Source organism: Nocardia sp. NPDC102475 (assembly GCF_055584605.1).
In genome coordinates, this window is the sequence record NZ_JBVJLS010000023.1 from 54,833 (window position 1) to 68,294 (window position 13,462).

11 protein-coding genes are annotated in these 13,462 nt (G+C 66.1%); 9 read left to right on the top strand and 2 right to left on the bottom strand.

Annotation, left to right across the window (positions count from 1 at the left end; genetic code table 11):
* Positions 1-38: 38 nt before the first annotated feature.
* Positions 39-497: a GtrA family protein gene (locus ACZ60G_RS33530; RefSeq protein ID WP_465815269.1), complete on the bottom strand. Its 459-nt coding sequence runs from the start codon at positions 495-497 to the stop codon at positions 39-41.
* Positions 498-649: 152 nt separating this feature from the next.
* On the opposite strand from ACZ60G_RS33530, the gene ACZ60G_RS33535 reads away from it, so the two are divergent.
* The 7 genes from ACZ60G_RS33535 to ACZ60G_RS33565 all read left to right on the top strand — a co-directional run bounded on the left by ACZ60G_RS33535 (position 650) and on the right by ACZ60G_RS33565 (position 11,601).
* Positions 650-2,104, top strand: a complete 1,455-nt coding sequence (locus ACZ60G_RS33535; RefSeq protein WP_465815270.1) for an FAD-binding oxidoreductase — start codon at positions 650-652, stop codon at positions 2,102-2,104.
* A complete protein-coding gene (locus ACZ60G_RS33540) occupies positions 2,101-2,862 on the top strand; it encodes a decaprenylphospho-beta-D-erythro-pentofuranosid-2-ulose 2-reductase (protein WP_327094567.1) in 762 nt (253 codons plus the stop codon). The genes ACZ60G_RS33535 and ACZ60G_RS33540 overlap by 4 nt, the downstream gene beginning before the upstream one ends.
* A 351-nt stretch (positions 2,863-3,213) precedes the next feature.
* Positions 3,214-5,391, top strand: coding sequence for a galactan 5-O-arabinofuranosyltransferase (locus ACZ60G_RS33545; RefSeq protein ID WP_465815331.1), 2,178 nt, complete (start codon positions 3,214-3,216; stop codon positions 5,389-5,391).
* 227 nt (positions 5,392-5,618) lie between these two features.
* The gene (locus tag ACZ60G_RS33550; protein WP_465815271.1) at positions 5,619-7,460 is read left to right on the top strand and encodes a glycosyl transferase; all 1,842 of its coding nucleotides are present in this window, start codon (positions 5,619-5,621) and stop codon (positions 7,458-7,460) included.
* A 59-nt stretch (positions 7,461-7,519) separates the two neighbouring features.
* Complete coding sequence (locus ACZ60G_RS33555; protein ID WP_465815272.1) at positions 7,520-10,909, top strand: arabinosyltransferase domain-containing protein; 3,390 nt, start codon at positions 7,520-7,522, stop codon at positions 10,907-10,909.
* A gap of 108 nt (positions 10,910-11,017) precedes the next feature.
* Entirely contained in the window at positions 11,018-11,209 is a 192-nt protein-coding gene (locus ACZ60G_RS33560) for a type II toxin-antitoxin system HicA family toxin (protein ID WP_465815273.1), read from the top strand.
* The gene (locus tag ACZ60G_RS33565; protein ID WP_465815274.1) at positions 11,209-11,601 is read left to right on the top strand and encodes a hypothetical protein; all 393 of its coding nucleotides are present in this window, start codon (positions 11,209-11,211) and stop codon (positions 11,599-11,601) included. The genes ACZ60G_RS33560 and ACZ60G_RS33565 overlap by 1 nt, the downstream gene beginning before the upstream one ends.
* A 9-nt stretch (positions 11,602-11,610) precedes the next feature.
* Here the strand turns inward: ACZ60G_RS33565 and ACZ60G_RS33570 are convergent, their stop codons facing one another.
* Complete coding sequence (locus ACZ60G_RS33570; protein WP_465815275.1) at positions 11,611-12,540, bottom strand: NADP-dependent oxidoreductase; 930 nt, start codon at positions 12,538-12,540, stop codon at positions 11,611-11,613.
* A 104-nt stretch (positions 12,541-12,644) separates the two neighbouring features.
* Between ACZ60G_RS33570 and ACZ60G_RS33575 the strand changes: the two genes are divergently transcribed.
* Entirely contained in the window at positions 12,645-13,046 is a 402-nt protein-coding gene (locus ACZ60G_RS33575) for a winged helix-turn-helix transcriptional regulator (RefSeq protein ID WP_465815276.1), read from the top strand.
* Between the two features lie 64 nt (positions 13,047-13,110).
* Positions 13,111-13,272 carry a hypothetical protein gene (locus tag ACZ60G_RS33580; RefSeq protein ID WP_169814469.1) on the top strand — a complete coding sequence of 54 codons (162 nt, stop codon included), beginning with the start codon at positions 13,111-13,113 and terminating at the stop codon, positions 13,270-13,272.
* Positions 13,273-13,462: the final 190 nt, after the last annotated feature.

Consider the following 13,462-nt stretch of genomic DNA (forward strand, 5'->3'; position numbering starts at 1 on the left):
CTTACGAGCGACGTTCGCGGCGCCGCAGGCGCGGCAAATCAGACACCGAGTTTGAAGATGACCAGGCGTTGGACGACGAAGTTGATGACCGTCGCGGTGCCCTGGGCGATGACGAAGGCCAGCGGCTGGCGCCACCAGTCGCCCGGCAGGGTGGCGTAGAGCACCTGGTTGATGCCGACCTGGACGGCGAAGGTGACGGCGTAGAGGATCACCACCGCGATGAAGCGGGCGCGGCTCGGGGGTGCCTGGAAGGTCCAGCGGCGATTGATCAGGTAGGCGGTGGTGGTGCCCGCGATGAAGCTGATCGATTTGGCGACACTGACCGGAAGGCCGATCAGGTTCAGCAGGAAGCTGTAGATCCCGTAGTCGACGATGGCCGATAGACCACCGGTGAGGGTGAAGCGGATGATCTGGGTCTTGAGGTCGACATCGGTTCCGCCCGGCTCGTCGACCAACGGCAGTTCGGCCGGGAGCGGCAGCTGGGGTTCTGCTTGCACGCCGACGAGCGTAACGCCGCTGACCCGCGGCACGCGGACCGAGCACCGATTGGACACTTGTCCGGCGCGACGGAACCGATGTCGGACCTCACATACTGGGGAGTATGGCGACGCCGACCGCATATCGGCTCATGCATGTAGCCTCTATGCCGATGTCCACGAAAGCTCCGACCGCCACCACAACCGGTAACACCGGCAATGTCGCCGACGGCACCTATGCGCTGCCGACGCGGACCAAGGCATTGACCGGGTGGGGTCGCACCGCACCAACATCTTCCGAAGTGCTCTCGACGAGCGATCCCGAACTGATCGCCAAGGCCGTCGCCATGGTCGCCGAGGACAACGACTCCAAGCCGGCTCACCTGCGTCGCGGCATCATCGCGCGCGGGCTCGGCCGCTCCTATGGCGATCACGCGCAGAACGCGGGCGGCCTCGTCGTCGATATGACGGCGCTGAACAATATCCACCGGATCGACCGGGACACCCGGATCGTCGACGTGGACGGCGGCGTCAGCCTGGACCAGCTCATGAAGGCCGCGCTGCCGTTCGGGCTGTGGGTTCCAGTGCTACCCGGCACCCGTCAGGTGACGATCGGCGGCGCCATCGCCTCCGATATCCACGGTAAGAACCATCACAGCGAGGGCAGCTTCGGCAACCACGTGCGCTCGATCGATCTGCTCACCGCCGATGGACAGGTGCAGCACATCACGCCCAAGCGCAATGCCAAGCTGTTCTGGGCGACCGTCGGGGGCAACGGACTCACCGGCATCATCCTGCGCGCGACCATCGAGATGGCACCCACCGAGACGGCGTACTTCCTCAACGACGGCGTGAAGACCACGACGCTCGACGAGACCATCGCCGCGCACAGCGACGGCAGCGAGGCGAACTACACCTACTCGAGCGCGTGGTTCGACGTGATCAGCCCGCTGCCGAAGCTCGGCCGGGCCACCATCACCCGCGGCCGCCTCGCCAAGGTCGACGAACTACCCAAGCGCCTGCGCAAGAAGCCGCTGAAGTTCGACGCGCCGCAGCTGATGACGGTGCCCGACATCTTCCCGAACTGGACCATGAACAAGCTCACGCTCCAGGCCATCGGTGAGGCGTACTACGCCATGGGCGGCAATTACACCGGCAAGGTGCAGAATCTGACGCAGTTCTACCACCCGCTCGACATGATCGCGGAGTGGAACCGCGGCTACGGTTCCAACGGCTTCCTGCAGTACCAGTTCGTGGTGCCGACCGAGGCGGTCGAGGAGTTCAAGCGGATCATCATCGATATCCAGGGCTCCGGGCACTACTCGGCACTGAACGTTTTCAAGCTGTTCGGACCGGGCAATCCCGCACCGCTGAGCTTCCCGATGCCGGGCTGGAACATCTGCGTCGACTTCCCGATCAAGCCGGGTCTGAACGAGTTGGTGAGCGAGCTGGACCGCCGCGTCACGGAGTTCGGCGGGCGGCTGTACACCGCGAAGGATTCGCGCACTACCGCGGAGACCTTCCACCAGATGTACCCGCGGATCGACGAGTGGATCAAGATCCGCCGAAGTGTCGATCCCACAGGCGTTTTCATGTCCGATATGGCGAGAAGGCTGGAGCTCCAGTGATTAATGCCGTAGGCAACCCGCAGACCATCCTGCTGCTCGGCGGTACCTCGGAGATCGGCTTGGCGATCTGCGCCGAGTACCTGCGCAAGAGTCCGGCGCGCATCATCCTGGCCGCACTGCCCGGTGATCCGCTGCGCGAGGACGCCGTCTCCGAGCTGAAGTCGGCCGGTGCGACGCAGGTCGACGTCATCGACTTCGACGCGCTCGACACCGAGAGCCATCCCAGGGTTATCGACGCGGCCTGGGACGGCGGCGATGTGGATGTCGCCATCGTCGCGTTCGCCCTGGACGGCGATCCGGAAGAGCTCTGGCAGAACCAGCGCAAGGCCGTGCAGGTCGCCGGAATCAATTACACCGCGGCGGTTTCCGTCGGTGTGCTGGTCGGCGAGAAGATGAAGAAGCAGGGCTTCGGGCGGATCATCGCCATGTCCTCGGTGGCCGGTGAGCGGGTGCGTCGCTCGAACTTCGTCTACGGCTCCACCAAGGCCGGACTGGACGGCTTCTACCTGGGACTCGGCGAGGCGCTGCGGCCGTACGGACCGCGCGTGCTGGTGATCCGGCCGGGCATGGTGCGGACCAGGTTCTCGGCGCACGTCAAAGAGGCTCCGCTCACCGTCAACAAGGAAGATATTGCGGCACTGGCGGTTTCGGCGTCGCAGCGGGGCAAGGAGCTCGTCTGGGCGCCCGGCACCTTCCGCTTCGTGATGATGATCCTGCGCCACATCCCGCGCCCGATCTTCCGCAAGCTGCCCATCTGATTTCCCCGAGCCGCACCCTGTCGGCCGCGCATTCGCTGCGCGGGACAGGTGCGGCTCGTCTATATCAGCAACACGCGTTCCGTGGCTGCCCGGCGAGTTCGGTGCCCAACGTGACAGCAAGTCCGGCATCAGCGCACGCCACTGTGCCATTTCGGTGGATGCCATCCTCGCGGTTCACCGGGACCGGTCGATGTGGCATTCGGCACCCTGCCCGTGCGAGCGGCCGGGCGGCGTGGCAAGTTCGGAGCCGACCTCGAGCCGTCGCATTGTCGAAGGAGCACTCCGTTGAGCACAGTCACGGCAGAACGCGCCGAGCACTCCGCACCGGAGCGCGGCCGTGGGGCGCTGCTGATCCGGCACATCGGCTCCGGGATCGGCGAGGCGCTGCTGGCTGCCGTGGTGGCCGCGATCGTTGCCGCCGTTGGGCTGGTGGCGTTTTCGATGGTGCAGTGGCCCGCATTCAACTCGTCCAATGTGACCAGGTCGTTGACCACGGTCGGACAGGTCGGCGCGGCGGTGCTGCTGGGGGTGGCGATCTGGCTGGTGCGGGCGCGGCGGTGGCCGTGGGTGGCGAAAGTACTGTCCTGGGTCGGGATTTCGACGTTCGTCACGGTGACATTGGGGATGCCGCTGGCGGCGACCAAGCTGTACTTGTTCGGCGTCTCGGTGGACCAGGAATTCCGCACCGAATATCTGACGCGGCTGACCGATAGCGCGGCGCTGCACGATATGACCTACGCCGACCTGCCGCCGTTCTATCCGGCCGGCTGGTTCTGGATCGGCGGCCGAGTGGCGAATGTGCTCGGAATGGATGGCTGGGAGGCGTTCAAGCCGTACGCCATCGGTTCGCTCGCGGTGGTCGCGGTGATCGCACTCGTATTGTGGTCCAAGCTGATTCGCGCCGACTGGGCGATCGCGGTCAGTGCGGCGACGACCGCAGTGACGGTGGCTTATGCCTCCCCGGAGGCGTACAGCGCGGTCATCGTGCTGCTGCTGCCGCCCGCGTTGATTCTTGCGTGGGGTGCGTTGTACCGGCCGTTCGAGGTGTCGGGCGCTGCTGTTCGCGATGTGGCACGGCGCGGCGCTGGTGCGTCAGGTGGCGCCACCGGATCGGGCGACAGAGGCACATCAAGTGGCGCGGCTGCATCAACTGACGCCGCCGCATCAACTGACACCGCCGCATCAACTGACACCGCCGCATCAACTGACACCGCCGCATCGAATGGCGGCGCTGCATCTGATGGCGGAGTCGCAACGGGCAACGGTGTGCAAGACGGCACCACATCGGCTGGCATCGCGACTGCCGGGGGTTGGGGAGCGGTGCTCGGCGCGGGGCTGTTCCTCGGGATGGCGGCGTCGTTCTACACGCTGTATTTCGTGGTGGCGGCCTTTGCGGTCGGGCTGATGGGACTCGTATCGGCGGGGCTCGCGATGCGGGCACAGCGGGCGGCGGACCGAGCGCGGCACGGCACCGGCGACGGCGGGTCGGGTTCGGTGTGGCGGGCCGCGGTGCCGCCGCTGGTTCGGCTCGTTGTCATTGCGGCGATCGCGGGTGTGGTGGCGCTGGTCGTCTGGCTGCCGTTCGTATTGAAGATGCTCGGTGGGACGATGCCGAGTTCGGGGACGGCATTCCACTATCTGCCCGAGGGCGGGGCGCAGTTGCCGCTGCCGATGGCGGAGTTCTCGCTTTCGGGGGCGTTCTTCCTGCTCGGGACGGTGTGGTTGGTGTTGCGGGCGGCGTCGTCGCGGCGGGCGCAGGCCCTCGGGATCGGCGTGGTGGCGATCTATCTGTGGTGTCTGCTGTCGATGACGGCGACCGCGGCGGGTACCACCCTGCTCTCGTTCCGCTTGACGCCCGTGCTCGAAGTGCTGCTGGCAGCCGCCGGTGCATTCGGCTTCGTCGAAGGCGCGCGGGCGGCCTACCAGGCACTCGATAAGCCGGCGCGGTTCAAGTTCGCCGTCGTCGTGGTTGCCGTCGTCGGTGCGCTCGCGTTCACACAGGACATCCCGCAGGTGCTGAAGCCGGAGATCACCACCGCATACACCGATACCGACGGCAACGGCGAACGCGCCGATAAGCGGGCACCGGGTGCGGCGTCGTACTACCGCGAAATCGATGCGGCACTGATCGCGCAGACCGGCCGTCCACGTTCGGATTCGGTGGTCCTCACCGCCGACACCAGCTTCCTTTCGTTCTACCCGTACTACGGCTTCCAGGCGCTCACCTCGCACTATGCGAACCCGCTGGCTGATTTCGCGGGCCGCGCCGCCACCATCGAGTCGTGGAGCAAGCTGAACTCCTCCGCCGCCCTGGTCGACGCACTCGGCAAGACCCCGTGGCGCGCACCGGATGCGTTCCTCTTCCGCAGCAGCGGCGATACCTACACCCTGCGCTTGGCCAAGGACGTCTACCCGAACGACCCCAATGTGAAGCGCTACACCGTGAGCTTCCCCAAGGAGCTCTTCGCGGACCCACACTTCACCACTACCAATATCGGCCCTTTCACCTTGATCGTCGTCAATCGCTGACGCCGCCCACCCGACTCATCAGCGCGGCCGGTGCGCTCGCTCGACGCATGATTTCGCGAGGACATGGGTAACTCGTGGGGAACTGCCAACCCAGCCGGGCACTGACCGGCGGCCGCCAACAGCGGCGTCGCGGCACTCGAGTCCGGCCTGAAGGCGCGGGGAGGCGGTTCACAGGGTATTCGGTTACGGTGGATCGCTGATCTGACCACTTACGGGAGAAGTTTGTTTTGCAGGTCGAAGCACCACCAGCAGTAGGCGTCGTCACCAAGGGATCGACACCGGCTGGCGGGGCCAGACCCGAGCAGCGCACCGCGAAGCGGAGACGGATCCGGGTCGATCGCAGTGATCTGGTCGCCTCGGTGAGCTATCTCGCATTGGCCGTCACGGTGCTGTCCGGACAGTGGCGCAACACACATAGCGGGTACCTGATCAAAAGCGGTCAGGACCAGACCATGTGGGAGTGGTTCTTCGCGGTCACCGCACATTCGGTGGCGCATCTGGAGAATCCGCTCGGCACCAATCTGCAGAACTTCCCGGCCGGGGTGAACATGATGGCCAATACGGCCATGTTCGGGGTCGGGGTGCCGTTGACGCCGGTCACGCTGCTGTTCGGACCGACCGTCACCTTCGTGCTCGTCCTCACGCTCGGCCTCGCCTCCACCGCCTTCGCCTGGTACTGGCTGTTCTCCCGGGAATTGGTGGAGTCCCGGCCGAGCGCCGCGATCGGCGGACTGTTCTGTGGTTTCGCGCCCGCGATGATCTCCCATGCCAATGCGCACCCGAATTTCGTGCTGCTGGCGCTGCTTCCGGTGATCGCGCTGCTGTTGATCCGCATCGCGCGACGTGTGTCGGGTGCGGAGACGACCAAGCCACGCAGGCGAGTTCGCGATGCCGTCACGCTCGGCTTCCTGGTAGCGCTGCAGATCGCACTCGGCGAGGAACCGCTGCTGATCTTCGCACTGGCCTTCGGACTCTTCGGCCTCGTGTACTACCTGCACACACCGCGCATCGGCTGGCAAGTAGTGCGTGCGCTCGCCCCGACCATCGCATTGGCTGCGGGGATCACCTTGATGCTCACCGAAATTCCGCTGTGGTGGCAGTTCTTCGGGCCGCAGAGTTATCGCTCGATCGACCACGGGCCGATGGGCAACGATCTGAAGGCCATCGTGCAGTTCCCCGCCGAATCGCTCGGCGGTATGTTCGCGCCCGGCCAGTACGTGTCCATGAACGACACCGAGCAGAACGCCTATTTCGGCTGGCCACTGCTGCTGTTGCTGCTGGTCACGGTGGCGCTGCTGTGGCGCAACCGGGTGGTCCGGGCGGCGACCGCGGTGATGGTTGTCTTCGGAGTGCTGTCACTCGGTGCGACGGCCATGTTCGGCAAGGTGTCGACCGGGTTCGAATTGCCGTGGCGCTGGGCCGAATTGGTCCCGCTGCTCAATACGGTGCTGGAGACTCGGCTGACCATGGCCGCGATTCCGGCCATCGGTGCGGTGCTGGCGCTGGCAACCCAGCAGGCGCTCACCTGGTGGAAGCAGTCGCCGGTCGACTGGCGGCCGCTGGCCTGGTTCCCGGCGCTCGCCCTGGCCCTGGCTCCGCTTATCCCAACCGTCCTTCCGGTGATCGAGCGCGCACCGACTCCGGAGTTCTTCGCCGACGGGACGGTAAAGAAGTACGTGAGTGGCGGCTCGGTTGTCATGGTGCCGCCGCCGCGTCCCCCCGACGCGCAGGCATTGCGCTGGCAAGCCGACGCCGACTTCGACTTCCCGCTCGCCGGCGGCTATTTCGTCGGCCCGACCGGCGCGAACAAGAAGGGCATCTACGGACCCGACTTCCGTCCGACCACCGCCCTGCTCGTCGGCGCCCTGGACACCGGGGTGGTACCGCCCATCGACGACGACACCCGCGCACAGGCACTCGACGACCTGCGCTTCTGGGAGGCCGACGTGATGGTCCTGCCCGCAACCAAGAACTCCGAGGTGCTGCGCACGACCGTGACGCAACTGCTCGGCGTCGCGCCGCGACAGGTCGACGACGTGTGGCTCTGGGACGTCCGGCAGCTGCGATAGGCGGCGGCGGTGATCTCGGTGGCGAGCGTCACCAATGCGGGTGGCTAGCATGGTGCCTCGTGCGACCGGACCGAACTTCTGCAGCGTTCACCCGAAACCGCCTGATCGCCCTCGTCTCCGGGTTGCTCGGATTCGTGCTGGCACTGTTGACGCCGTTGCTTCCGGTGAAACAGGATCAGGCCGCGCTCGACTGGCCCCAGGCGGGCCGTACCAGTGTCGAGGCGCCCCTGGTTTCGTATGTGCCGCTGCGGTTGGACGCGACGCTGCCGTGTTCGGTGGTGGCCGCGGCCGGGTCGGGCACGGTGCTGTCGACCATTCCGCACGCCTCGGGCCAGGCCAGTGCCAAGGGACTGATCGTCTCGGTCACCGATGGCACGCTCGCCGTGCTGCAGCGTGATGTGCCGCTGCTGTCCGCGCCGGTCGCGGAGATCGCCGGGTGCGAGTCCGTCACCATCACCACGACGGCGGCCGCGACCTCGGTCGAATTCGTCGGTGCGAAACGCCAGGACGGTTCGCCCTTCCGCAACACCATCAGCCGCGATATCCGCCCGCAGGTGGTCGGCGTCTTCACCGATCTGGATGCCGCGAAGCTCGATGGCGCGAAGCTGCACGCCGATATCGATTCCCGCTTCTCCTCGACCCCGTCCGCGCTGAAGCTCGGCGCCATGATCGCGGCGGCGATCTGCACGATCATCGCGCTGATCGCATTGCACCTGCTCGACAATGCCGATGGCCGGCGGGCGCGCCGGTTCCTGCCCGCGCACTGGTGGCGGTTCACCCTGGCCGATGTGGCGGTGCTCGGGCTCCTGGTGCTGTGGCATTTCATCGGCGCGAATACCTCCGACGACGGCTACATCCTGAATATGGCCCGCGTCTCGGAGCATTCGGGATACATGGCCAACTACTACCGTTGGTTCGCGGTGCCCGAGGCGCCGTTCGGCTGGTCCTACGAGGTGCTGGCCTGGATGACCAAGGTCTCCGATGCCAGCCCGTGGATGCGGCTGCCGACGCTGGCCGCAGGCATCGTGTGCTGGATGGTGATCAGCCGAGAGGTGCTGCCGCGCTTGGGCGCTCGAGTGCGCAGGAACAAGGTGGCGCTGTGGACCGCCGGTCTGGTCTTCCTCGCGTTCTGGCTGCCCTACGACAACGGCCTGCGGCCCGAACCGCTGATCGCCGCGGGTGCGCTGCTGACCTGGTGCTCGATCGAGCGGGCCATTGCGACCGGACGGCTGCTGCCCGCCGCGGTCGGTGTGCTGATCGCCGCGTTCTCGCTGGCGGCCGGTCCCACGGGGTTGATCTGCGTGGCGGCGCTGATCGCCGGTTCGCGGCCGGTGCTGCAGATCATTATTCGGCGGGCGCGCGATGCGGCCGGCACATTGGCCGACGAACCCGACACTGTCGGAAGAGAGCCCGCCTATGCCGCGAATCCTGGTGGGGACCAGGGAAATCCGAGTGCCGAACAGTCAGGACGACAGACTCGCGTCGACGTGCGTACTGATCGGAGCACCTCACGCCTGGCCACCTTCTTCCGATATGCCGCGTTGCTGGCACCGGGCCTGGCCGCAGGAACGCTCGTGCTGGTAGTCGTTTTCGCCGATCAGACGCTCGCGACGGTAATGGAAGCGACCCGGGTGCGCACCCTCGTCGGGCCGAATGTCGCCTGGTTCGACGAGCGGACGCGGTGGGATTCGCTGCTGATGCTCTCGCCGGACGGATCGCTGGCGCGGCGGTTCGGTGTGCTGATCATGCTGCTGTGCCTGCTGGTCTGTGTGCTGCAGGTGCTGCGCAAGGGACGGATTCCGGGAACGTCGCGTGGGCCGTCGGTGCGGATTCTCGGCATCGTCTTCGCCTCGCTGCTGCTGATGATGTTCACGCCGACCAAATGGACACACCACTTCGGCGTTTACGCCGGGCTGGCCGGGTCGCTGGCGGCGCTGGCGGCGGTTGCGGTGGGCACCAATGGGATTCGCTCGCCGCGCAACCGGGCGCTGTTCGCGGCGGCCGTGCTGTTCCTGCTGGCGATCACCTTCACCGGATCCAATGGCTGGTGGTATGTATCCAGTTATGGTGTGCCGTGGTGGGACAAGGCGCCGCTGGTCGCGGGTAAGGGCCTGTCCACGCTGTTTCTCGGGCTCAGCGGGGTGGCGCTGATCGTCGCGGTGTGGCTGCACTATCGCGAGCCGTACCGCGAGAAGACCGATGCGCCACGCCGTTTCGAGCGTTATGCCTCCGCGCCGTTGACGATCGCGGCGGCGCTGCTCGTGCTGTTCGAGGTGGCGTCGCTGGCCAAGGCGGCGGTCACGCAGTACCCGGCGTACTCGATCGCCAAGTCGAATCTCGAATCGCTGAGCGGCAATACCTGCGCGCTCGCCAACGAGGTGCTGGTGGAGACCGATACCGCGAATTCGCTGCTGCTCCCCTACACCGGCTCCCCCGCCGACGGATTGTCCACCGAATCGAAGGGCTTCACGTCCAACGGGGTGGCCGCCGACCTCACCGCCGATGCCGAGGAAACCGTCACCGGCGGTGCGAATTCGGTGAACAAGGATTCGAAGAACAAGACCACCAAAACGACCGGTGCGGGCACCGGCGGCGGCACCACGCAACAGGCCGGAATCAACGGCAGCACAGTGGCATTGCCGTTCGGCCTGGATCCGGCGCGGACCCCGATCATGGGCAGCTACCAGGACGGGGCCGATCAGCAGCAGGCCAAGCTCACCTCACAGTGGTACCGGCTCGATCTGACCGACAGCATGCGCGATGACCCGGCCTACCAGGTGCTCGCCATAACCGCGGCGGGGCGGATCCGCTCGATCGATGCCGACGGTGTGCTCACCTACGGGCAGGAACTGCACCTCGAGTACGGCGTTCGCGGAGCGGACGGCGCGGTGCAAACGCTCGGTTCGGTGGATCCGCTCGATATCGGGCCCGCACCGTCCTGGCGCAATCTCCGTGTGCCACTGGACAAGTTGCCCGCCGGAGTGAACGCGGTGCGATTGGTCGCGGTCGACAACGACATCACCCAGAAACAGTGGTTGGCCGTCACCCCGCCCCGGCTGCCGCATCTGGCCACGCTGAATTCCGTTGTCGGCGAAACCGCCCCGGTCCTGCTGGACTGGCACGTCGGCCTGGCCTTCCCCTGCCAGCGCCCGTTCGACCACCACGACGGCGTCGCCGAGGTCCCCGATTGGCGCATCCTGCCCGACCGCGTCGGCTCCGACGCCTCCAATGCCTGGCAGGACGATATCGGCGGCGGCCCCCTCGGCTGGACCGGTCTGATCCTGAAATCCCAGACCATCCCCACCTACCTCGCCCACAACTGGACCCGAGACTGGGGCTCCCTCGAACAATTCACCCGCTACGACCCCACCGCCACCCCCGCAACCATCGCCACCACCGTGAAATCGGTCAACGGCTGGAAGAAAGCCGACCCGATCCGGGCGCGCTAGCTTTCGCGTTCGGCATCCCCGCCCTGTCCCTGATCAAACGTCTAGTTGCTAGCCTTGCCATCGTCTATCAACTAGACAATACTGAGGATTGCGGAACACGCGACCCGTGTGATCATCAAGGAACTGACCGATGCCGGATGGAGCCGCAAGCGCGATGCGAAAGGCAGTCACAGCCTTTGGCAATGCCGCGACGGCCGACACACTGTCACGGTTCCAGACGGACATCGCACGATCCGTCCCGGCGTGGTCCGCGTGATTCGCAAGGCGATCATGCCGTGCGACTGTCAAGGAGGTGTCTGATGGCGTACACAGTTCGTGTATCCCGAGAGGGCCGGTGGTGGGCACTGGCCATTCCCGAACTCGGCGAGGACGCGCTCACCCAGGCGCGGCGACTGTCCGAGGTTGCGCGCGAAGCCAGGGACTACATCGCCGTGACCATGGATGTCGCGCCGTCGAATGTCGAGGTTCATGTGGTTCTCGATGACGTCGGACTGACCGCTGAGGCGCTGACACGGTCCGAGGAGCTGCGCGCACTGCGCGCCATGGCCGATGACATTCAAGAGCAGATCACGGCGAAGTCAGCCGCGCTGGCCAAGGAGTTGGCGGCGAAGCGACTGCCCGTGCGCGATATTGCGGCACTGATCGGCACTTCGCACCAGCGCGTGAGTCAACTTCTCTCGGCCTCAACATAATTCGACGGATCAGGGAATGAGAACGAGGCGGCCGCGGAGACCACCTTCCGCGAGGCGCTGGTGGGCGGCGGCTACCGCATCCAACGGGTAGGTTTCGGCTACGCGGAGGGTGAGGTGGCCTTTGTCGACCAATGCGACGAGTTCGTCGAGTTGGGGGCGGTCGGCGTGGACCAGGACCGTGGTTACCTCGGTGCCGCGCAAGGGGATCGGGGTGGCGGGGACGCTGATGGAGACGAAGCGGCCGCGGGCGCGGACGGCGGCGAGGGTTTCGGGGCCGAGGACCGCGGCGTCGAGGGCCGCGTCCACGCCGCCGGGTATGAGGGCTCGGACGGCATCCGCAAGGTTCGCTCCTCTGGGGATGAAGTCGGTGGCGCCGAGGGCGCGGACGGTGGGTTCGTCGGCAGGTGAAGCTGAGGCGATTACTCGAAGGCCTTGGGCAGCAGCCAGTTCGACGGCGAAGCCGCCTACCGCGCCTGCGGCTCCGGTGATGAGGAGCGAATCAGCAGCTGTCAGGTCGAGGGCGGCCAGGGCCTGGAGAGCGGTGAGGCCGTTCAGCGGGATGGTGGCCGCGGCGGTTGCCGGTACGGAAGTCGGCGCGGGGGCCGCGTTTTGGGCTTCGAGGACGACATAGTCGGCTTGCGCTGCCAACGAGACGTCGAGACGGTCGCTGATGCCGATCACTTGCTGACCGACCGTGAAATCGACACCGGCACCGACAGCATCGATGACACCGGCGACATCCCATCCGATCCCCCACTGATCGCGCGGGGCGGCGAACGGGGTACCGCCGACGCCGTTGCGAACCATGAGATCCACCGGATTGACCGTTGCCGCAGCGACTTTCACCCGAATGGCACCGGGACCCGGCTCGGGCGTCGGCACTTCGATGATCTCCGCGACGGCCTCCGGACCGGGTCGACGGACTACTACTGCACGCATGGCGCTCCTTATCGCTTGTCGGGTACATCGGCAAACCTAGAGCGAGTTACTATCCATTAGGTAGTAGTTACCCAGAAGTGCGTAACAGGCAGCAGGGGAAGCAGATGGCGACAACAACCGCGGCACAACGCCGTAACCTGGCAAAACAGAAATACGACGCCTACGTGGCCGAATGCCCCACGCGCCAACTGCTCGACCGCATCAGCGACAAATGGGTCAGCCTGATACTCAACGCCCTCGCCGACGGCCCGTTGCGCTTCGCCGAGATCAACCGCGTCATCTCCGGCGTCAGCCCCAAAATGCTCACCCAAACCCTGCGAACCCTGGAGCGCGACGGCCTCCTGGAGCGCAGGATCACCGCCGAGGTGCCGGTCCGCGTCGACTACGAACTCACCGCGCTCGGCCACAGCCTGCGGCCTGTGATGCGGGCCATAAAAACGTGGGCCGAGGAGCGCATGGATGAAGTGCTCGCGGCCCGCGCACGTTACGACGGTGAACCAGCGTGACCGTGTCGTAAATGTTGGCCGCGAAAGCCTTCCCACACGTGAAGCTGGCCTTAACCTTTTATTCATGACCGCGGCCTTCGATGATATGGATCTGCGCGACCTCGTCGGACTGCTCACCGAAGATGAACAACGGGAGCTTCGACCGGCGCTGCTGCGCGTGTTATCCCGCCAGACCCCGCAGGAGCTACTCCGTCGCGAACTGGGGCTTCGTATGACGAAGGTCTGACCCCGCCGGATTACCGAACGCCATCCACCAGGCCGTTGCGTCGGCCAACACCCGACGCCGCGGCCTTTCGTCACCGCGGACACTGTTGGCCTGAGCGCCCGGATGCTGTGGGACCGGCGGAACCGAAGACGAGTGGGCGCTGAGTACATCTCGGCCCCGAAACGAGAACAGGCCCGCCGAATTCGACGGG